Source organism: Undibacterium hunanense, from assembly GCF_014284335.1.
Taxonomy (GTDB): Bacteria; Pseudomonadota; Gammaproteobacteria; order Burkholderiales; family Burkholderiaceae_D; genus Undibacterium; species Undibacterium hunanense.
In genome coordinates this window covers 245,442-264,929 of sequence record NZ_JACOGF010000006.1, presented here as the reverse complement: position 1 = coordinate 264,929, position 19,488 = coordinate 245,442, and the positions used below count along the sequence as shown (strand labels likewise).

Sequence of the window (19,488 nt, the reverse complement as noted above, 5' to 3'; positions counted from 1 at the left end):
TTGTCTCCCGGGCATCGCTATTCTGTTTCTGGATGCGGTAATGCTGCCGTGCACACGCTTCAAAATCACAAAAAACTTAACTATCTGCTATAGCCAGACGGGCAATTCCCGCACACGCAAGCTGGAAGCGCACTCTGTTAAAATTAAAATCAATGGGTCTGGTACCGCAGAGGCAAGCGTTAAACATAACGGTATTCCAGCATAGGCGAATCGGGCAAGTTAACACGCAGGGGACTGCGCCATTGGTAGTAACAACATCGGGTATGAAAAAGTGTTTTCAGGAGAAATGTAGATGCCATTGAACATGCCGTCAGTCATCTTGCGATTTATCGATGGCGCGCTTCTGAAGCGAGATAAGGTTGGTGAATCACCTTGCAAGGTCTACAGTTTTTACAGGGGAGATACGCTTTTTTATTTGAAATCCTCGCCGGTCGTTTATGCTAGCACCACTTATAGCGTCATGCGTGAGGCTGCGGTATTGCAGTGGCTTGCCGGAAAGCTGAGCGTCCCCGAGGTCATGGCCATTGCTGAACACGAAGAGCATGAATACATGATTACACGCAGTGTACCTGGCAGGCCACTGTCTTCATTGATACATGAAGGGCGAGCGCTTGATTTGTTCCGTGATGCCCTGCATCAGATACAGTCTGTTTCCATTGATGCTTGTCCATTTGATGTCAGTGCAGCAGCCCGGTTGCGTGAGCTCGATTATCTCTTGTCTCATGGTCTTGCGGCTGATGAATATGATCTTCAGCAGTGGCCGGACCTGGTTACGCCGGATGATCTTCGCTTGCGTTTGCAGGCAAGCATTCCGGCAGAAGATTTCGTGTTTTCTCATGGGGATCTTGGTGATAGCAATGTGTTTGTTGACGCCAGTGATGCACTATATTTCATAGACCTTGGGCGAGGTGGAAAGGCAGACAGTTGGCTAGATATCGCTTTCGTTCACCGCAATTTGCGTGAGGATGTGTCAGATGACACAGCGGCGCAGTTTCTTGATGGATTAGGTCGTCCTGATTCACCAGCAAAGCGTGAATTCTATGAGCAGCTTGACGAACTGTTCTGACGCGAGCGAGCATGGCTTTTAAGCCGCGTATTTCAGCCCTGTTCCTGAAATACGCTCAGGATTGAGATTATTTGCGCGGGTCCGCAATGCGGATCAATACCAGCAGCACGGCAATCACCGGTAACACGGCGACAAAGCCCAAAGCCACATAAGCGACTGCGCCACCCACGGCACCAACCACAAAGCCCATCACTGCCGGGATGAAACGGCGTATGCGTTCACGTGCGATGGCGTTGCCGGATGCCGCATCCACCAGATCAATCACGATTTGCGTCACATTGCCGGTCATGACCGTGGTGGGTACCAGGCTGGACAGACTCAGGCGACTGGTGCCGTTTTGCAAGCCCATGGCGACTGCACCCAGCATGCCGGTGACGATAGCGGTGAATCCCGGGTCCGAACCCAGATCAGGCCGCAGGATAATGCCCGCCATGGCGAAGGTAAACAGGCACAGGGCTTCCAGTGCCAGCAGTATCTTCAATACCCTGGTGCTGCCACGCGCCGACAGATATCCATGCGTCCATTTGGCCAGCAAGACACCGGCGATGAAGGCGGGAAAAGCCAGGAACTTTAAAGTCATGCCACTGCCACCATGCACGAAAGCCGCACCGATCAGGACAAAGTTGCCTGTGACATGGGCAGTAAAGAGTCCGAACAGGGCGATGAAACCTAAGGTGTCTATATAGGCAGCGACCAGTGCCAGCAGTGGTGCCATCCACGGATGAAATACGGGGGCTGGGCTGGTACCCGGCGTTGATGGTGAAATGTCGGCTGGCATGATTGGTGTCAGTATCCTGTGGATGTGGATGAATAGGGTGAAATAGGGTGCAATTAGAACTCATTTCATAAATAGGGGTGAGATGCGTTTGCTTCATAACGTGGGCTGGCAAGGCGGACGAGGCAGTCAATAGCGGGTCTATTGACAACGAGTCCAACGCAGTCCAGCACGCGTTATGTGGCAAACCCTTCGGGAGCTGGCGATTCGGGCGCATTGCAGCGTTGCGCCGCTTGCTAAGGCACCAGCCTTAGCTGCGTGTCACGCCTTGCACTGCATCCCGAATCGCCTTGCTCGCACTCATCCCTATTTATGAAATGAGTTCTAGATAAATCAGGCAGTCAGCAAAACCGTGGCTGCCAGCAGCAGGCCGCCGACCAGAGCCACATGCTCGAGGAAGACGGTCAGCATACGCCTTACATCTTTGGCAGTTTTTTCACGCCAGAAAGCATGAAACAACAGTGTTGCCATACCGGTGAAACCGGCCAGTGCCAGTGCAGCCCAGCCACCCAGATGACGCAGCGTGGGGTTGTCAGGAAAAAAGGCCGCCGCCAGCAAGCCTATACTGCCACTACCCTGTAGCAGCACGGTGCCGCATAACAGAAGCAGGGGAAAAAATGGCAGTTGCTCGCTGACTTCAGCAAGGCCCTCTTGCCAGTGCAACAGTTTGTCGGCCGCGCTCCAGGCGAACACGCTGGCCAGCAATGACAGTGCCAGCGTCTGTATGGAAGAGGGCAGCGTCATAACCAGCACGCGCAGCCAAGTGCGCCCCAAAAGCTTTTTTCATCTGATACCGGCACGGGATTGAGCCAGCTGGACGTATGGCCATGACCATGAACCTGACACGGTTTGGCGCAGCAATCGGCATGTATGACAGGTTTTTTCAGATGACCGGCTTTTGTTTTCTGGCTGACAGGCTCCCGCCAGTAACCGCCAAAGGCATTGGTCGGCGCCCAGTCATTGGCTGCACGCGGCATGGGTGGTGCCAGATTGGAAAATGCGTCATCACCATGCACGACCTTGCCACCGACCACGGTCAGATGCGACACCATACTGGCAATATCCATTTCGGGAATGGCAAAAAGATCTGCTGAAGGAACGATGAAATCCGCCAGATGACCGGCCTTGATCTGTCCCTGTTTGCCGTCAGCATTGGCAAACCAGGCACTGCCGGTGGTCCACAGGCGCAAGGCAGTTTCCCGGTCAAGTAAATTATCGGACTGATACAGGGCAGTTCCACCCACGGTTCTGCCGGTGATCATCCATGCCAGGCTGACCCAGGGGTTATAACTGGCGACGCGGGTGGCATCGGTGCCACCACCAACGGGAATACCCGCATCCAGCATACGCCGCACTGGTGGCGAATGCGCTGCTTTCTGGCTGCCATAACGTTCGATGAAATATTCACCCTGATAAGCCATGCGATGCTGGATGGCGATACCACCACCCAGTGCTCTGACACGGTCTATGTTTTGCGGGCTGATGGTTTCGGCATGGTCAAAAAACCAGTGCAGATTGTTAAAGGGGATATCGCGGTTCACCCGTTCAAAGGTATCCAGTGCACGGCTGATGGTTTCATCGTAGGTGGCATGCAAGCGGAAAGGCCAGCGCTTTTCTACCAGCAGGCGCACCACGCGTTCCAGTTCATCTTCCATGCTGTCGACCGGCGTTGGACGTGGCTCGCGAAAATCTTCAAAGTCGGCCGCTGAAAACACCAGCATTTCACCGGCACCATTATGGCGGTACATGGCATTGCCGGACAGTGGTGGCAGTAAATCACTCCAGGTCTGGAAGTCTTCGACTTCCTGTTTCGGTCTTTGGGTGAACAGGTTATAGGCGATGCGGACGGTCAGGTCACCATCGTTTTGCAACTTCTCGATGATGCGATAGTCATCCGGGTAATTCTGGAAACCACCACCGGCATCAATCACCGAGGTAATGCCCAGGCGATTCAGTTCACGCATGAACAGCCGGGTTGAAATCTCTTGCGCGTCCGGGTCCAGTTTCGGACCCTTGGCCAGGGTCGCATACAGGATCATGGCATTCGGTTTGGCCAGCAAGAGCCCGGTAGGATTGCCTTGCTTGTCACGCTCAATTTCACCACCGGGCGGACTGGGTGTGTCTTTGGTATAACCGACTGCACGCAGGGCTGCGCCATTGAGTAAGGCACGGTCATACAGATGCAGGATAAACACGGGTGTATCGGGTGCAGCAGCATTGATTTCTGCCAGTGTCGGCAATCTTTTTTCTGCAAACTGGTGTTCGGTGAAACCGCCGACCACGCGTACCCATTGCGGTGCCGGAGTGCGGGCAACCTGTTCCTTCAGCATACGCATGGCATCTGCCAGTGAAGGTACACCGTCCCAGCGTAATTCCATGGTGTAGTTCAACCCCGCGCGTATCAGGTGAGTGTGACTGTCGTGCAAGCCGGGAATGGCGGCGCGGCCCTTGAGGTCTATGACTTTGGTTTCAGCCCCGATATGGCGGTGCACTTCGTCCGCGTCCCCGACGGCAATGAACTTGCCATCGGCAATCGCTACCGCGCTTGCCAGCGGATTTTGTTTATCCAGGGTGGTGAAACGGCCATTCAGGTACAGCGTGTCGGCGATAGCGATCATGATGTCAGGTGTTTTAAGATTGATCAGAGGCGGAGTGGTCTGTGCTTAGTGCTTAGTGCTAGGTGCCATGCCCCGGCTGTTTCAATCAGCCGGGGCATGGTCTGCTTATTTCATTTTCCTCATTGTCGCTCAATGCGCGACTTTGCGTGCTGCCATTTTATGTACGTGCGTGATTGCATAATCTATGCCAGAACCGTAAGCACCGCTATGTTCGACCACTACGCCGGTGGTACCTTCGTAAGTGTCTTTTTTGGCCCAGTCACGCTGCAGTTCCAGCAGGTATTGTTGCCAGGTCATTGGCACGGCACCCGCCTGTATCATGCGTTGCAAGGCCATGTTATGGGCAGCGGCCGAGGTGCCGCCGGATGCATCTTCAACGAAATACACTTCATAGCCATCACGCATGGCTTCCAGTACCGGGAAGGTCAGACAGACTTCGGTCCACAGTGCAGCAAACACCAGTTTTTTGCGGCCAAATTTTTTCAACTCTGTTTTGACGGCTTCGTCATCCCAGGTATTCATCGAGGTGCGTTCAAAGATTTTATTGTCTGGCAGTACCGCCAGCAATTCAGGCCAGATCTCACCAGAAAAACCGGCAGTTTCAACCGAAGTCAGCACGGTCGGTACTTTAAACACATTGGCAGACTTGGCCATGCCGATCACATTGTTTTTCAGCAGTTGGCGGTCTATGCCGCTGGCAACGCCAAACGTCATTTGCGGTTGATGGTCGATCAGGATCAGGCTGTGATTGGATGCTGTCAGTAAATCCAGTTTTGGGTTGCTCATGATGTGTTCTCCGTAGGTTGTTTGTAAGGCTGAGTAAGGCCGAATAAGGCTGAATAAGGTCGAATGTGATTGAACTAATTTGAATCTTTTGGGTTTTACCGGGTTCAACAAGTCTGTGTGAAGACATGCTGTACTGTAGATTGTTTCCATAATGCGCACTAGATAGTAAAATGAAGTCATTGTGTATCTAAATTGGAAACATTGCCATGGACAGACTCGATGCCTTCCGCGCTTTTGCGCTTTCCTGGCAACATGGCAGCTTTGCCGCTGCTGCACGTGAAATGGATGTGACCCGTTCGCAGGTCAGCAAACTGGTGGCGTCGCTGGAAGAGACGTATAACGTCAAGCTTCTTAACCGCACCAGCCGTGCACTATCCCTGACCAGCGCCGGTGCGGAATTGCATGAATACGTGCGTTCTATCCTGGCTTTGTCAGATGAAGTGACCCTGGCCCTGACCGAGCGGCGCACCCAGGCAATCGGCAAGCTGGTGGTTAACGCACCCATGAGCTTTGGTACCATCATGCTGGCACCGCGCATGAGTCAGTTTTTAAAACAGCATCCGCGTGTTGAATTGCGCATGGATTTGAACGATCGTATGCTCAATCCCATAGAGATGGGATTTGATCTGAGCCTGCGTATCGCCCATATGAGTGATTCGAATCTGGCAGCACGCCGCATTTGTGCCGTGAAACGTTCGCTGTATGCCAGCCCTGCTTATCTGAAAAAGCACGGCCAGCCTGAAGAGCCTTCGCAACTGGCTCAGCATCGCTGTCTGAATTATGGACACAATCTGACCGGGGCCGAATGGCAACTCACCGATGGTCGCAATGAAAAGCGGGTGCGTGTGGGTGGAGCCTTATGTTCGAATAACGGCGAGATGCTGGCCCAGGCTGCCGTCGATGGTCTGGGCATCGTCTTGCAGCCGGATTTCATCACACAAAAATGTGTGGCACAGGGGGCTTTGGTGCACATACTCAAGGACTGGCAAGAGGCCCCGGTCATCAGCCTGTATGCGCTGTATGTACCATCCAACCGGTTGCCGATGGCGGCACGGGCTTTCATCGATTTTCTGGTCAGGGAATTTAATGATGAGGCGACGCTACCAATTTAGCGCAAAGGCATGAAGATATTCGTCAACAATTCGGTCGGTGCCGTATCGCGCGGGTTGTTCAGATATTCTTCAAACGGCGGTGCATCATCGATTTCTTCGCCGGAAGCTGGCAGCCAGACACCAAAGAACCAGCGATACACTGGCTGCATGTCGGAATAAGGCCCCTTGTAAGTCAGCACCGCATACTTGCCGCCACGCAGTTCGGTCACAGACAGCGGTGCCTGCAAGGCCAGGTCTGGCAGCGGCTGCGGTGCGCTGATGCAGGCCTTGGAGCGCAGCCTGTCTTCTTCCACCGTCATTGCATCGTCGTAATAAATTCCTATCCAGCGCGTATCCGCCCGGAACAATTGTCGCGATGCAGCGCAGCCATTCAAGATATCAAAAGTCTTGCTGATGCCCATATAACTGCCAAGATTATCGATGCTGAGTAATTGCTGGGCAGCGATAGTCGTCAGACTGACCGGGAAATGCAGATCGGCGCGCAGTTCATCCGGTAAGGGAAATTGATGATGGCTGCCTTCTTTGCGGTAGCGTGCCGGTGGCAGGCCATATACCGATGCAAAAATACGGGTGAAGGATTGCAGGTTTGGGTAACCGGAAAATTCGGCAATCTGTTCTATTGCCATGCTGCTGCGGGCCAATAGTGTGGCGGCCCTTTGCAGGCGCAAGCGCTTGACGGTCGCCACCACACTTTCACCATGTATCGCACGGTAGATGCGGTGCCAGTGATAGGGCGACATGCAGGCAATCTCTGCCAGTCTGTTCAAATCCAGGTCTTCATCGAGATGCTCATGCAGATAATTGGTGACGCGGCTCAGGCGTCTTTCATAACTGACTTGAGAGGCTGGGTTTGCGGACATGCTGGCCTTTTATTGTATGCGCTGGACTTATTTTATACCGATGTAGATGGCGGCTTGCTGTGGCCCCAGATATTCTTCAAAATCAGTCTGATAACAACGTTCATGTTCTGTATTGCTGTTGAAGTAAGACCAGACCTTGCCCCAGCCCTGAATTACTGCCATGGGCATCTCACCTTCGCAGGCAAATACCAGATATTTGCCGGACTTGATATTGACTGTGGCAAAACCATCCGCTGTTATTGCTGTCGTTACTGCTGCCGATACCGCCGCGCCTGCCATGGCATCAAATTCACCGCTGGCGTCAGATTGATAGTTGGAGTAGACGCCATAGATTTTTGCATCCGCCGCTTTGTTTGGCAACGTGTCTGCCAGTTGCCGGGCAAAGAACTGTCCCCACATCGGGCCGATTTTGGCCGTGGATGGATTGGTTTCATCGGCATTGCGTGTACGTACCTGTAAACCGCTGACCTGAAAGCCATCGATGTCCTGTATCTGTGTTTGCATGATAATGTCCTCTTGTGTTGTTGAATCAAGTCTGTACATTAACATGACTGCATTTGACAAATCTTGCGGACTTGCAGGTGCAGGACGACAAAAAAGGAACAGCTAATGCATACAGATTTTACTGTCCGTTGTGCTGAACATGGCGACACTGCCGCCATGCAGGATCTGATTGCCGTATCGTCGATAGAACTCAGTGTCTCGTTTTATACGCCGCTACAGGCGCAGGCCATGCAGCAGCATGTGTTTGGGGTCGATACCCAGTTACTGACTGACCGTACCTATTTCATTGTTGAGGAACGGGGGCAGATGCTGGCCTGTGGTGGCTGGAGCAAGCGTAAAACCCTGTTTGGAGGCGACCAGGCCAAGCATGGTGAAGACAGTTTGCTGGACCCTGCGACCGAAGCGGCACGCATACGTGCATTTTTCGTCGCACCCACGGCCGCACGTCGTGGCCTGGGGCGTATGTTGCTGGCACACTGCACTGAGCAGGCATTGGCCGCAGGGTTCACCGCATTGGAACTGGTGGCGACCATGCCCGGTGTACCGTTATACCTGGCTTGTGGTTTTGCGCCTGTGGAAGACATCATCCTGCATCTGCCGGGTGGCGTGGATGCCCCGGTCTGCCGTATGCGCAAGCAGATTAATGGTGCTTGATACTGCCTCATGCAACAAAGCCCATGGCGGCGGCGGAACTTGCGCTACACTCTGGCAGAACACTCTGTGATCGTTTTGATAAAATTCAGTCATTTCCCTGAAAGTACAGCATGCAAAAATTGTTGAGTCTGCCCATGCGGATTACCCTGATCGTCCTGGGCATTATCATGCTGCTGTTCAGCATAGTATGTTTTGCGATCTTGTTGACCTGGGCACCGGACAAGCCGGTGGAAGAGTTGTTGCCACGCTGGGCACCAGCGCCTTCCCAGTTCATTGCCGTGAAAGGTTTACCTGTCCACGTGCGTGATGAAGGTTTGCGTGATGACCCGGTGCCACTGGTGCTCATCCATGGTACCTCGGCCAGTCTGCATACCTGGGAAGGCTGGGTAGCGGCGCTGAAAACGCAGCGACGTATCATCAGCATGGATATCCCTGCATTCGGTCTGACCGGGCCCAATTTTGAAGATGATTATCACAGCCCGACCTATGCGAAATTTATCCTGGATTTGATGGATACCATGCATGTCAGCCGCTTCATCATCGGTGGCAATTCACTCGGTGGTGAAATTGCCTGGCAGGTGGCAGTGGCTGCACCAGACAGGGTAGAGCGTCTGATCCTGGTAGATGCCGGTGGCTATGCGTTTACGCCAACTTCGATACCGCTGGGTTTTCTCATGGCTCGCATGCCTGAGGCTGCATGGCTGATGGAACATACCCTGCCGCGCCACATGATGGAAGCCAGTGTGAAAAACGTGTATGGGAACCCGGATAAGGTGACGTCAGACCTGGTTGACCGTTATCAGGCCATGACACTGCGCGCAGGCAATCGCCATGCTCTACGGGTGCGTTTCAGCCAGCTTGATCATGGCGCACAGGCAGCCAGCATCAAGCGCATACAGATACCGACGCTGATTATCTGGGGAGGAAAAGATCATTTGATCCCGCCGGAAAACGCCAAATGGTTTCAGCGGGATATTGCGGGCAGCAAACTGGTGATGTTTGAACAGCTTGGCCATGTGCCGCATGAAGAAGATCCGGCCGCGACCGTGGCTGTGGTCAGGGATTTTTTGAAGCAAACACCGTAATACTGTAAAAGCAGTGCGGTAAAAGAAAAAGAAAAAGGAAAAGCAGAAAGGAAAAAGCCCGCCTGCGGTATTGACCGGGGGCGGGCATCTCTACATTCAGGCAACTCGTCAACAACCCATGCTATCTGCATGGTGTCATCGACTGGGCATCACCCGTGCTATCTGCGCGGTGCAATGTGGGTTTGAGTTGCCTTGTCCTGTCGGCCAGTGAAATGAATCATGTCACGACAGGGTTTACCACGAATGAGGTCCTTCAACACTTCACTACACCATTTTCCGGTTTGCACGTAAGCGCAAATCCGGCCGGTGAGAATGAAGGCGCGACGGAGTAGACTGAAATTACTCTGCGGTGTTGTTCACAGGGGCACTGATTAACAGTGCGCCCTCTAACGACAATACCATTTTCCAATAACCCATGCTATCTGCGTGGTGCCACTGGCCGGTAAGTATCATTCTGCGCATCAATCATTCGTACTGGACGAAGACTGACAGATGAAGGGTTTGTCGCATTCACTTTCTGCTGACTGTTCCAGCAACCCGTGCTATCTGCACGGTGGTACTGGCCGGTAAATTTCAGACTTCAGAAAGTGTTGCAACTGAACAAACCTGGAGACTGTTACACCATCAGGATAGCGGGGCGAATGTATACCACTGCACTCCGCTGGCCTGACAGGCAAAGACTCTTGTTTTTTCCTGGGCCGGTAAAGACCCATCATTCAATTCTGATTAAGACAGAACTTGAATGTTACTTGCCTTGTCGCCCTTAGGGCTGGCAGTACGTTCGAACGAAACGCGCTGGTTTTCGCTCAGGCTTTTGAAGCCGCTGGATTGTATGTCCTGGAAGTGGGCGAACAAATCTGCACCGCCTGCATCAGGAGCAATAAAGCCGAAGCCTTTAGCGTCGTTGAACCATTTAACTATACCTGTTTGAGTACTCATGTTTTTTTCCTTTTGATAAGACCATAGGCAACATTGCCCGAGGGGGCACTTGTAAGCAAGTGATAAAACCAGTGGAGAAAAGACAGAACAGCCAGAGAGATAAAGCTATGCGGAATTGGGACCAACAAATTAAGGACTTGATGCAAGTACAAGCCGCAATATACACGCTTAATCCCGGAATGCCTAATTTTCTTTTCAATTATTTTTGCAGGCGATGCTTTGAGTACATCTAATCAAGCGTATGTGGCTGTTCAAATTTTTGCGCATTTTCATACGCTTACCATAGGTGAAAGGGCTAGTGAAACTGGACTGTGTAACAATTGATTTTCTTGCTTGACAAGGGGTGGGCAGCAGGTAACCATGTGGTTTTAAAAGCAAGATATTCTGTATTGGCCAAGCTTGAAATTGAAACGCGCAATCCAGACTAATGCAGACTAACGTAGATTAAGCCAGCTCCACCAACACACGCATATTTAAAGGCGCTATCCGATGAAACATTACTTTGAATACCAGGATTCCAAATCATACAAATTTTGGCAAGTGGAAATCGAGGCCACGACGCTGACTGTGAAGTACGGAAAAATCGGTACTGCCGGTCAGGAAAAAATCAGCAATTTTGAGTCCGCGGAAAAAGCACAAAAAGAAATGGACAAGCTGATCGCCGAAAAAACCAAAAAAGGCTATGTGCAAAAGACGGATGCCAGTGCAAAGAAAGTCGCACGACGTATAGGCGTCAGCTATGACGAGGCAGAAGACGGCAAGACCTTGTCAGAAAAAGTATTGGCTTTTCTGGAAACGACGCAGGCCACCGATGTGGAGTCGCTGGTCATCGCTGCCTGGGAAGATGCCTATGAAAACGGACCGCAAGATGCTCTGGGTTTGCTGGTGGCAAACCACGGCAAGCTGGTCAATTTGAAAGAATTGTTTGTCGGCGACATGGATTCTGAAGAATGCGAAATTTCCTGGATTAACCAGGGGGACTACACCACTATTTTTACAGCCTTCCCGGCGCTGGAACGTCTGCACATCAAGGGCTCGACGGGCCTGGAGTTGTCGTCACAGCCGCTGAAACATGACAAGCTGAAAGCCCTGACCATAGAGTGTGGTGGTCTGCCGAAAAAAATCATTGAAACCATCGCCACGGCAGATTTGCCGAATCTTGAATACCTGCTGCTTTACCTTGGCGTAGAAGATTATGGTTTTGATGCGACGATAGATGATCTGCGTCCCCTGATGCAAAAGGGCTTGTTTCCGAAGCTGACATATCTTGGTCTGGCTGATAGCGGTATCGCCAATGAAGTCGCAGTTGCGATTGCAGAAGCCTCGGTGCTGGAACAACTTGAGACGCTGGACCTGTCCATGGGTACCCTGACTGATGAAGGCGGACGTGCCTTGCTGGATAGCACAAAAATCGCTGGATTGAAGAAGCTGGACCTGCATTACCACTACCTGTCCAATGAAATGATGAAGGAATTCAAGCAATTGCCGGTACTGGTGGATGTAACGGATCAGCAAACCAGCGATGATGATGACTGGCGTTACCCGGCAGTGACGGAATAGTCGCTTGATGCGCAAGCCTTCTTCATTTGTAGTGATAGGCAATCCTGAAAACAGACGTGTACGTCTTTTTCAGGAAGCATTGCAGGAAGCTGGGCTGGAGCCAGCCCTGGTCATTTCTTATCTGGATGTATTGAATGATCTTTGCGTGCTGGACAAGGTGGCGACGGAAGGTGTCACTGTCAGGGTAGAGTCACCCGGCGAAAACTTTGAAGTCGAAAAAAGAATACTTTCCTTGGGCGGTCTGGAAAATGCGCTGATGCTTGAAGACCAGCGTGGCAGGATTTACCATCCGCGATTATGGTTCCAGGGTTTTTCTCAACTGATGACATCGCTTGCCCAGCGAGTCCAGATTGCCCAGAGTGACCAGCATGTTGGAAAGCTGAGCTGGTTTAATCACCCGACAGATATCATCAGCATGTTCAACAAACCCCTGTGCAAGCAATTGTTGCAGCCGTATACCTTACCAGCCTGCCCCGTATTTTCCTGCTATGACGAATTTTTTGCATTCGTGGAAAAGCAGCAAGCCAGCCGTTTTTTCATCAAGCTGAATTCCAGTTCATCGGCATCGGGTGTGGTGGCCTATGAATACAATAAAAAAAATGGCCGCGAACAGGCTTATTCTACGGTGGAAGTCGTGCATGACATGGATGGCGAGCGTTTTTACAATTCCCTGAAAGTAAAAAAATACACAGCGCGCGGCACCATACGGACAGTGCTGGATTTTCTGTTTACGGAAGGCGCATTGACAGAACGCTGGATACCCAAGGCCAGCCATGAAGGCAGTGCTTACGACCTGCGTGTCATGGGTATCGCCGGCAAGCGGCGTCATGCCATTGCCAGATTAAGCCGTGGCCCCATGACCAATCTGCACCTTGGCAATCAGCGTTGTGCGGTGGATGAGCTTGAACTGTCATCGGCGACCTGGGCAGAGATCGATGCACTGGTAGAAAGCAGCATGCAGGCTTTCCCGCTATCCCTGTATGCCGGGCTGGACATATTATTGCCCAGGGACGGGCGGCCACCTGTACTGCTGGAAGCCAATGCCTTTGGCGATTTGTTGCCGAACCTGTTGCATGGTGCAGAAAGCACGTATCTGGCAGAAATCAATGCTGTCCTAAGACGGCAGGCAGGTCAGTATGGTGAACACTGAAAAAGCCAGCCTGTTGTTTGATATCGACAATACCCTGATAGACCGGGATGCTGCCTTCCTGCGCTATTTGCAGGATTTCATGGACAGAAATCAGAACGCGTTTGCAGACGAAGATGTGGCAAGCGCAAGGGATCACATTCTTGCGCTTGATTGTCATGGGCGAAAAGACCGCAGTCAGTTCTGTCAGGAACTATTGCAAAACTATCCTGGGCTTCCATACACGGCAGATACTTTGTGGGCAGATCACCTGACACTGCCGGATTTTGTGCAAGCAGACAGCCTGCTGGAAAATATGCTGGAGCGGCTGTCAACGCAATATCAACTCATGATTATTTCCAACGGTTCTGCCAGCATGCAGCACCGCAAGCTAGGTAGTGCGGGGCTCAGTCATTTTTTTGAACACGTCTTTATCTCTGCTGACATCGGCTATGAGAAACCTGACCGCAGACTGTTCTCACATGCCCTTGATTTTTGCAGACATACCGGGATTGTCATGATAGGGGATGATTACTTCAATGACATGCAGCCTGCAATGGCCTTGCAATTGAAAACCGTTTTCGTTAAGCCTGGCAAGGTGCAGGTGCAAGTGCTTGAGCAACCCACCCGGCCTGACCGGGAAATCACCAGCATTTATGCACTGGAGGAGGCATTGACATGCCTGATATAAATAACATGCAGAATATGACGAATATGAACGAGATCGTTGGCAAGGCCAACTTCCTTTTCATCACTTTTGATACCCTGCGTTACGATGTTGCGCAGGCTGAACATGCAGCTGGACGTTTGCCTTTTCTTGCCAGCCTGTTGCCCGCTGGCTGGGAAGAGCGTCATGCGCCGGGTTCTTTCACCTATGCATCCCACTGCGCTTTTTTTGCCGGATTTTTGCCGACGCCAGCGCGTCCCGGCTTGCATGAAAGATTATTCTCTTTACAGTTTGCCGGCAGCGAAACCACGGGTGAAAACAGCTATGCTTTCGATACACCTGACATTGTTGCCGGTTTTGCAGGTTTGGGATACCGCACCATGTGCATTGGTGGTGTTGGGTTTTTCAAGAAACAGAATCCGCTGTCCTGTGTGTTGCCCGGTCTTTTTCAGGAAAGTTACTGGCAGCCTGAATTCGGTGTGACCGATCCGGATTCAACCAGACACCAGGTCGAATTTGCCGTGCAGCTCTTGCAACAGAAGCTTGAACAAAAAGTTTTTTTATTTATGAATCTATCCGCACTGCATCAACCTAACTGCCATTATCTACCTGGTTCTGCCGGCGACACGCTGACCAGCCATGCCGCTGCTTTGCGCTATATCGATAGCCAGTTGCCACCTCTGTTCCAGACACTGAATCAGCGTGGCGACACATTTGTGATACTCAGTTCCGATCATGGTACGACCTATGGCGAAGATGGTTATACCGGTCACCGGCTGGGGCATGAAAAAGTCTGGACCATTCCCTATGCCGATTTTCTGTTGCCGCAAGGGAGCCTGCCATGACGGATGTCGGCATTAGCTTTCGTGGCTACCTGGAAGAAAGCAATCGCTTTCAGAGCTATCTGTATTCGTATCCGCACAAGACGGCATATCGGCCATTCGAACAAAAGCTGGATTTGAAAACCCTGTGGGCACCGGAAAAGAAAAGTTCACTGTACCTGTACACGCACATCCCTTTTTGCCGCATGAAATGCGCATTCTGTAATTTGTTCACAGTCTCCAATCCGCAAGAAGACCTGGTCAGCCTGTATCTGAAGAAGGTGCAACTGGAAGCCGAAGTGGCACGCGATACCCTGGGTGAATTCAGTTTTGCCGGGTATGCGATTGGTGGCGGTACACCCAGCCACCTGGAGGTCAGCCAGCTGGAACAATTATTTTCTGTTTATACCAACACCCTCGGGCTGGATCTGAAGAATACGCCAGGCTCATTTGAAATTTCTCCCGACACCATCAATGATGAAAAACTGTCCTGCCTGTCGCAGCATGGCGTGCAACGCATCAGCATAGGCATACAAAGCTTTATCGATGCCGAAGCGCGCTCAGTCGGGCGCGTGCAGCCAGAGGCAGTGATGGAACCATTGCTGGAAAAAATCAACAGTTATCAATTCCCGATTTTCAATCTGGACCTGATTTATGGCATTCCTGGCCAGACGCCGGAAACCTGGCTGGCTTCATTGAAAAAAGCAGTGCAATTTCAACCGACAGAAATATTTTTGTACCCCTTGTATGTACGTCCTTTGACGACACTGTTCAAAAAACGCGGCAATATCCAGGCCGAAGATATGCGCAGCATACTGTATCGCATAGGACGCGAATTTTTGCAGGCGCATGGTTATGTGCAGGATTCGATGCGCCTGTTTCGCAGGCCAGTTGCCGGCTTGCGTGAAAGCTCGGAATATTCCTGCCAGGAAGACGGCATGATAGGGCTGGGTACCAATGCCCGCTCTTATACGACAGACGTACATTATTCGACAGAATATGCGGTATCCAAGCCGAACGTGGCAGCCATCATCAATGACTATGTGGCAAAAGAACGCCCCGATTTTATGACGGCAAGTTATGGCATTCGCCTGTCTGAAGATGACAGAAAGCGACGTTACCTGATCAAGTCGCTGTTGAAGTTTGAAGGGTTGGATGCTGCGCATTATCAGTCGCTGTTTAGCACTTCGGCACATAGCGATTTTCCTGAATTATCGACCCTTGTGGAAATGGGGTTGGCGCAAGAGACGGCGGGACGCCTGCAGTTGCATGGTGATGGCATGGCGTATTCTGACCTCATCGGTCACTGGTTTATTTCGCCAGCGGTCAGGAACAAGATGCAGGAGTATGTACCAAGATGAGCCTGAAAGTGATTTATCGCGGACACCTGACCGATTGCAACTATAGTTGTGAATACTGCCCCTTTGCCAAGGAAAAGAACAGCAGGGAAATGCAGGTGCTGGATAAAAAGGACCTGGATAGATTTGTCGCCTGGGTAGAGCACAACAGCAGTGCTGACTATCCCATGGAAATTTTCATTACGCCTTATGGTGAAGCCCTGGTGCGTAAATGGTATCAGGAAGCGGTGATACATCTGTCGCATCTGCCCCATGTGCGTAAGGTGGCGGCACAGACCAATCTGGCCTGGAACCCGCAATGGCTGTCACGTTGCAATCCACAGACCACGGCTTTGTGGACCACCTATCATCCTGATTTTGTCAGCGAAGATAAATTTGTCGATAAATCGAATGCGCTCAGCGCCATGCATATCCGTCACAGTGTCGGCGTGGTGGGGTTGAAGCAGCACTTCCCGCACATCACGGCCTTGCGCCAGCGTCTGCCACAGGATATTTATATGTGGATCAATGCCTACAAACGTGAAGCTGATTACTACAGCGAGGCAGAAATCGCCTTCCTGGAAAATATTGACCAACTGTTCAGGCTGAACCTGCCCTGGTATGAAAGCATGGGCAAAGCCTGCAAGGCGGGGGATGAGGTGGTGTCCATAGAAGGCAATGGCGACCTGTTCCGCTGCCATTTCATCAAGACCAGGAAAGGTAATATTTTTACCGATCCGCTGGCCAGTATGCTCAAGAAGGAAGCCTGTACCAAAGCGACTTGCCACTGTCATATCGGTTACATCCATCTTGACGATATGAAATCACATGAGGTGTATGGCAGCGGCTTGCTGGAAAGAATTCCAGTGTCGTATTTAAGCAACGGCTAGAAACCTCCATTGGCTGGTTTGGCTGATTTGGCTGAGGGCGGTACAGCAAGGTAGCCAACGCGGTGTGGCTAATTAAAATTATCGTTTAGCATATATTATTTTTGCATGTTTTTAGCTGAAAACAATCGTTTGCCGTCTATGCAGTAAGAAGTACCATCGGTTCAAATTGACTACCTGTACACAGAAAAGTGAAAGTGACCGTATGAATAATGCATTGAGTTTTCCCCTGCCTTTCCCCAAACAGCGCACCGCACTGCTGGTAGCTGCCGTGTTTTCAGCAATCACCTCGCAAGCCGTGGCTCAGCAGACTGATGCCACTGAGGCCAGTTCGGTCATCGTTACTGGTACCCGCAGCATCAAGCGCACGGTATCTGATTCAGAAGCACCTATTGATATCCTGACATCCAGGGACTTGCAATCCACCGGCTCTGGCGAGCTGGCAACGGTATTGAGCCGTTTGCTGCCGTCACTGAACTTTCCGCGTCCGGCGGTGGCAGACGGTACGTCGGCCAGTCGCCCGGCGCAGTTGCGCGGCCTGTCGCCGGACCAGACGCTGGTGCTGGTGAATGGCAAGCGCTGGCATACCTCGGCAGTGGTCAACGTGAATGGCACGGCAGGACGTGGCTCTTCCCCTGCTGACCTCAATACCATCCCTATCAGTTCCATCGACAAGATAGAAGTCTTGCGTGACGGTGCGGCAGCGCAATACGGTTCAGACGCGATTGCTGGCGTTATCAACATCATCCTGAAAAAAGGCGCAGATGGTGGTGAGGTGCAGCTTGGTGGTGGTCAATACAGTAAGCGGGATGGTACGCAAGGCAGTCTGAGCGCCAACTTTGGTACGGCATTGGGTGACAAGGGCTGGGCACGTTTTACTGCTGAACAGCGCAACCAGAATGAAACCAATCGCGCCGGTGCCGATTTCCGTAATCCGCTCGAACCTTTATATGGCCGGGTCAATCAGGTACAGGGCGACCCCAAGCTGCAACAAACCAATCTGGGTGTGAATGCGTCGCTGGCGCTGGCGACCGATCTCGAACTGTATGGTTTTGCCAATTACAGCCGTCGCAATACCGATGCAGCTGCCACCTGGCGTACCGCCTATACCACTGGTACGACCTTGCGTACACCGCTGTATCCAAATGGTTTCTTGCCGAATGAAGCGGCGACTAATACTGATGTATCGGCGGTGGGTGGTATCAAGGGCCGTACCGATGGCTGGCGCTGGGATGCCAGTGTCAATTATGGCTCCAGTGAATTCAGCCTGGATGTTACCAATACCGTCAACCTGAGCCTGGGTGCCACCAGCCCTACGCGTTTCTATGCAGGTAAACTGAAAAATACCCAGACCCTGGCAAATTTTGATGTGGCCAGAGAGATAGAACTTGCTGGTCTGGCGAATCCGCTGACGCTGGCCCTGGGTGCTGAATATCGCCGTGACCAGTATGAAATCGGTGCTGGTGAAGCGAATTCTTACTTCGGTAGCGGCGCACAGGGTTTCTCTGGTTTTCAGCCTTCGAATGCAGGCAGTTTCAGCCGTCACAGCGCATCGATCTACGCCAATATTGAAGCAGAACTGACCAGGCAACTAAGTGCGTCGGTTGCCCTGCGTCATGAAAACTACAGCGATTTTGGCAGCGTGACTTCCGGTAAATTATCAGGCCGGTTTGAATTCACCAAAGAATTTGCCTTGCGTGCAGCCGTATCGAATGGTTTCCGCGCACCTTCACTGGCACAGCAAAATTATACGATTTCCACCACCAACCTGATCACCATCAATGGCACATCGCAGTTGGTGGATACAGGAACCTTCGGTGTTGCCACTGCTGCTGCCAAGGCCCTGGGCGCAGTTCCGCTGGAAGCCGAGAAATCACGTAACTACAGTCTGGGCGCAGTGCTGCAACCAAGCAAGAATGCTTCACTGAGCATTGATGCCTATCAGATCGATATTGATAATCGCATCCTGTATTCGGGCAATCTGGTCTTGCCTGCAGCCCTGCAAAGTGTGCTGGCCAAGCAAGGCGTACTGGTCGGTGCGGCGCGTTATTTCACCAATGCACTTGATACACAAACCCGTGGCGTGGATGTGGTCGGTTCGTATCAAATCCCTTTGTCGGGTTCAGACAAACTGGGCTTTACCGTTGCCTATAACCACAACGACACGTCCGTCAAGCGGGTGGCAGATAATCCGGCAATCCTGACGCAAAACAATCTCTTGCTGATCGACAGGCAAACCATCAACCGTGCGACTCTGGCGACACCGAAAGATAAATTCAGTATCGCTGCCGACTATGGTTTCAATAACTGGACCATCCATGGCCTGGCAACACGTTATGGCAGTTTTGTCTCGCCACAAAATAGCGTTACCCTGGATCAGACTTATAGCGCCAATCTGGTGCTGGATGTTTCCGCCAGTGTAAAACTGGGCAAATGGACTGTTAGCGCCGGTGTCGATAATCTGACTGATAAATATCCGGATCAGGTGACTTCGACAGGCAATCTGAATACTGGCGGTACCCTGCCGTACAGTACCTTCTCGCCTTATGGCTTCAATGGCCGCTACTACTATGCCAAGGCAGCATACGCCTGGTAATCATGTAATCTGAACTGATCTTTGCGAAAAAGGGCTGCTTTATGCAGCCCTTTTGCGTCTGTTGCTGAAAAGTGGATTAAATTAATATCGGTATT

The 19,488-nt window shown here is 51.7% G+C and carries 18 protein-coding genes; 11 read left to right on the top strand and 7 right to left on the bottom strand.

All coding sequences use genetic code 11. The features are described 5' to 3' along the window. The first annotated feature begins 292 nt into the window (after nt 1-292). Nucleotides 293-1,066, top strand: a complete 774-nt coding sequence (locus H8L32_RS14010) for an APH(3') family aminoglycoside O-phosphotransferase (RefSeq protein ID WP_186947852.1) — start codon at nt 293-295, stop codon at nt 1,064-1,066. Nucleotides 1,067-1,133: 67 nt separating this feature from the next. Here H8L32_RS14010 and H8L32_RS14005 read toward each other — a convergent pair whose 3' ends face one another. The 4 genes from H8L32_RS14005 to H8L32_RS13990 form a co-directional block, all read right to left on the bottom strand. After that, nucleotides 1,134-1,844 (bottom strand): YoaK family protein, encoded by a 711-nt coding sequence (locus H8L32_RS14005; RefSeq protein WP_186947851.1) that lies wholly within the window; start codon nt 1,842-1,844, stop codon nt 1,134-1,136. A 330-nt stretch (nt 1,845-2,174) separates the two neighbouring features. Continuing rightward, nucleotides 2,175-2,585 carry a hypothetical protein gene (locus H8L32_RS14000; RefSeq protein WP_186947850.1) on the bottom strand — a complete coding sequence of 137 codons (411 nt, stop codon included), beginning with the start codon at nt 2,583-2,585 and terminating at the stop codon, nt 2,175-2,177. Continuing rightward, nucleotides 2,582-4,459 (bottom strand): amidohydrolase, encoded by a 1,878-nt coding sequence (locus H8L32_RS13995; protein WP_186947849.1) that lies wholly within the window; start codon nt 4,457-4,459, stop codon nt 2,582-2,584. Before H8L32_RS13995 ends, H8L32_RS14000 begins: the two co-directional genes overlap by 4 nt. Nucleotides 4,460-4,588: 129 nt before the next feature. Continuing rightward, nucleotides 4,589-5,245 carry a hydrolase gene (locus H8L32_RS13990; RefSeq protein WP_186947848.1) on the bottom strand — a complete coding sequence of 219 codons (657 nt, stop codon included), beginning with the start codon at nt 5,243-5,245 and terminating at the stop codon, nt 4,589-4,591. 206 nt (nt 5,246-5,451) lie between these two features. Here H8L32_RS13990 and H8L32_RS13985 point away from each other — a divergent pair, with 206 nt between their 5' ends. Beyond that, nucleotides 5,452-6,357, top strand: a complete 906-nt coding sequence (locus H8L32_RS13985; protein WP_186947847.1) for a LysR family transcriptional regulator — start codon at nt 5,452-5,454, stop codon at nt 6,355-6,357. On the opposite strand, the gene H8L32_RS13980 is transcribed toward H8L32_RS13985, so the two are convergent. Then, nucleotides 6,354-7,217, bottom strand: coding sequence for an AraC family transcriptional regulator (locus H8L32_RS13980; RefSeq protein ID WP_186947846.1), 864 nt, complete (start codon nt 7,215-7,217; stop codon nt 6,354-6,356). The genes H8L32_RS13985 and H8L32_RS13980 overlap by 4 nt on opposite strands. A gap of 27 nt (nt 7,218-7,244) precedes the next feature. Then, nucleotides 7,245-7,721, bottom strand: a complete 477-nt coding sequence (locus tag H8L32_RS13975) for a GyrI-like domain-containing protein (RefSeq protein ID WP_186947845.1) — start codon at nt 7,719-7,721, stop codon at nt 7,245-7,247. 105 nt (nt 7,722-7,826) lie between these two features. Between H8L32_RS13975 and H8L32_RS13970 the strand changes: the two genes are divergently transcribed. Next, nucleotides 7,827-8,375 (top strand): GNAT family N-acetyltransferase, encoded by a 549-nt coding sequence (locus tag H8L32_RS13970; protein ID WP_186947844.1) that lies wholly within the window; start codon nt 7,827-7,829, stop codon nt 8,373-8,375. Between the two features lie 110 nt (nt 8,376-8,485). Then, nucleotides 8,486-9,460 (top strand): alpha/beta fold hydrolase, encoded by a 975-nt coding sequence (locus tag H8L32_RS13965; protein WP_230412204.1) that lies wholly within the window; start codon nt 8,486-8,488, stop codon nt 9,458-9,460. A 726-nt stretch (nt 9,461-10,186) separates the two neighbouring features. Here the strand turns inward: H8L32_RS13965 and H8L32_RS13960 are convergent. Further along, nucleotides 10,187-10,399 carry a cold-shock protein gene (locus H8L32_RS13960; RefSeq protein WP_186947843.1) on the bottom strand — a complete coding sequence of 71 codons (213 nt, stop codon included), beginning with the start codon at nt 10,397-10,399 and terminating at the stop codon, nt 10,187-10,189. Nucleotides 10,400-10,888: 489 nt separating this feature from the next. On the opposite strand from H8L32_RS13960, the gene H8L32_RS13955 reads away from it, so the two are divergent. The 7 genes from H8L32_RS13955 to H8L32_RS13925 all read left to right on the top strand — a co-directional run bounded on the left by H8L32_RS13955 (nt 10,889) and on the right by H8L32_RS13925 (nt 19,393). Continuing rightward, complete coding sequence (locus tag H8L32_RS13955) at nt 10,889-11,959, top strand: STM4015 family protein (protein WP_222619351.1); 1,071 nt, start codon at nt 10,889-10,891, stop codon at nt 11,957-11,959. A 7-nt stretch (nt 11,960-11,966) separates the two neighbouring features. Then, nucleotides 11,967-13,109, top strand: a complete 1,143-nt coding sequence (locus H8L32_RS13950; protein ID WP_230412220.1) for an STM4014 family protein — start codon at nt 11,967-11,969, stop codon at nt 13,107-13,109. Then, nucleotides 13,096-13,776 (top strand): HAD family hydrolase, encoded by a 681-nt coding sequence (locus H8L32_RS13945; RefSeq protein ID WP_186947841.1) that lies wholly within the window; start codon nt 13,096-13,098, stop codon nt 13,774-13,776. The genes H8L32_RS13950 and H8L32_RS13945 overlap by 14 nt, the downstream gene beginning before the upstream one ends. Then, nucleotides 13,764-14,597 carry an STM4013/SEN3800 family hydrolase gene (locus H8L32_RS13940; RefSeq protein ID WP_230412203.1) on the top strand — a complete coding sequence of 278 codons (834 nt, stop codon included), beginning with the start codon at nt 13,764-13,766 and terminating at the stop codon, nt 14,595-14,597. The genes H8L32_RS13945 and H8L32_RS13940 overlap by 13 nt, the downstream gene beginning before the upstream one ends. Then, on the top strand, nt 14,594-15,934 hold the full coding sequence (locus H8L32_RS13935; RefSeq protein ID WP_186947840.1) for an STM4012 family radical SAM protein: 1,341 nt from the start codon (nt 14,594-14,596) through the stop codon (nt 15,932-15,934). Before H8L32_RS13940 ends, H8L32_RS13935 begins: the two co-directional genes overlap by 4 nt. Further along, on the top strand, nt 15,931-16,800 hold the full coding sequence (locus tag H8L32_RS13930; RefSeq protein ID WP_186947839.1) for an STM4011 family radical SAM protein: 870 nt from the start codon (nt 15,931-15,933) through the stop codon (nt 16,798-16,800). The genes H8L32_RS13935 and H8L32_RS13930 overlap by 4 nt, the downstream gene beginning before the upstream one ends. A gap of 202 nt (nt 16,801-17,002) precedes the next feature. Then, nucleotides 17,003-19,393, top strand: coding sequence for a TonB-dependent receptor plug domain-containing protein (locus H8L32_RS13925; protein ID WP_186947838.1), 2,391 nt, complete (start codon nt 17,003-17,005; stop codon nt 19,391-19,393). The last annotated feature ends 95 nt before the right edge of the window (nt 19,394-19,488 follow it).

What these genes read in the sequence shown, in the direction of transcription:
- H8L32_RS14010 (WP_186947852.1), top strand. Translation starts at nt 293, where the DNA reads ATGCCATTGAACATGCCGTCAGTCATCTTGCGATTTATCGATGGCGCG.
- H8L32_RS14005 (WP_186947851.1), bottom strand. Translation starts at nt 1,844, where the DNA reads ATGCCAGCCGACATTTCACCATCAACGCCGGGTACCAGCCCAGCCCCC.
- H8L32_RS14000 (WP_186947850.1), bottom strand. Translation starts at nt 2,585, where the DNA reads ATGACGCTGCCCTCTTCCATACAGACGCTGGCACTGTCATTGCTGGCC.
- H8L32_RS13995 (WP_186947849.1), bottom strand. Translation starts at nt 4,459, where the DNA reads ATGATCGCTATCGCCGACACGCTGTACCTGAATGGCCGTTTCACCACC.
- H8L32_RS13990 (WP_186947848.1), bottom strand. Translation starts at nt 5,245, where the DNA reads ATGAGCAACCCAAAACTGGATTTACTGACAGCATCCAATCACAGCCTG.
- H8L32_RS13985 (WP_186947847.1), top strand. Translation starts at nt 5,452, where the DNA reads ATGGACAGACTCGATGCCTTCCGCGCTTTTGCGCTTTCCTGGCAACAT.
- H8L32_RS13980 (WP_186947846.1), bottom strand. Translation starts at nt 7,217, where the DNA reads ATGTCCGCAAACCCAGCCTCTCAAGTCAGTTATGAAAGACGCCTGAGC.
- H8L32_RS13975 (WP_186947845.1), bottom strand. Translation starts at nt 7,721, where the DNA reads ATGCAAACACAGATACAGGACATCGATGGCTTTCAGGTCAGCGGTTTA.
- H8L32_RS13970 (WP_186947844.1), top strand. Translation starts at nt 7,827, where the DNA reads ATGCATACAGATTTTACTGTCCGTTGTGCTGAACATGGCGACACTGCC.
- H8L32_RS13965 (WP_230412204.1), top strand. Translation starts at nt 8,486, where the DNA reads ATGCAAAAATTGTTGAGTCTGCCCATGCGGATTACCCTGATCGTCCTG.
- H8L32_RS13960 (WP_186947843.1), bottom strand. Translation starts at nt 10,399, where the DNA reads ATGAGTACTCAAACAGGTATAGTTAAATGGTTCAACGACGCTAAAGGC.
- H8L32_RS13955 (WP_222619351.1), top strand. Translation starts at nt 10,889, where the DNA reads ATGAAACATTACTTTGAATACCAGGATTCCAAATCATACAAATTTTGG.
- H8L32_RS13950 (WP_230412220.1), top strand. Translation starts at nt 11,967, where the DNA reads ATGCGCAAGCCTTCTTCATTTGTAGTGATAGGCAATCCTGAAAACAGA.
- H8L32_RS13945 (WP_186947841.1), top strand. Translation starts at nt 13,096, where the DNA reads ATGGTGAACACTGAAAAAGCCAGCCTGTTGTTTGATATCGACAATACC.
- H8L32_RS13940 (WP_230412203.1), top strand. Translation starts at nt 13,764, where the DNA reads ATGCCTGATATAAATAACATGCAGAATATGACGAATATGAACGAGATC.
- H8L32_RS13935 (WP_186947840.1), top strand. Translation starts at nt 14,594, where the DNA reads ATGACGGATGTCGGCATTAGCTTTCGTGGCTACCTGGAAGAAAGCAAT.
- H8L32_RS13930 (WP_186947839.1), top strand. Translation starts at nt 15,931, where the DNA reads ATGAGCCTGAAAGTGATTTATCGCGGACACCTGACCGATTGCAACTAT.
- H8L32_RS13925 (WP_186947838.1), top strand. Translation starts at nt 17,003, where the DNA reads ATGAATAATGCATTGAGTTTTCCCCTGCCTTTCCCCAAACAGCGCACC.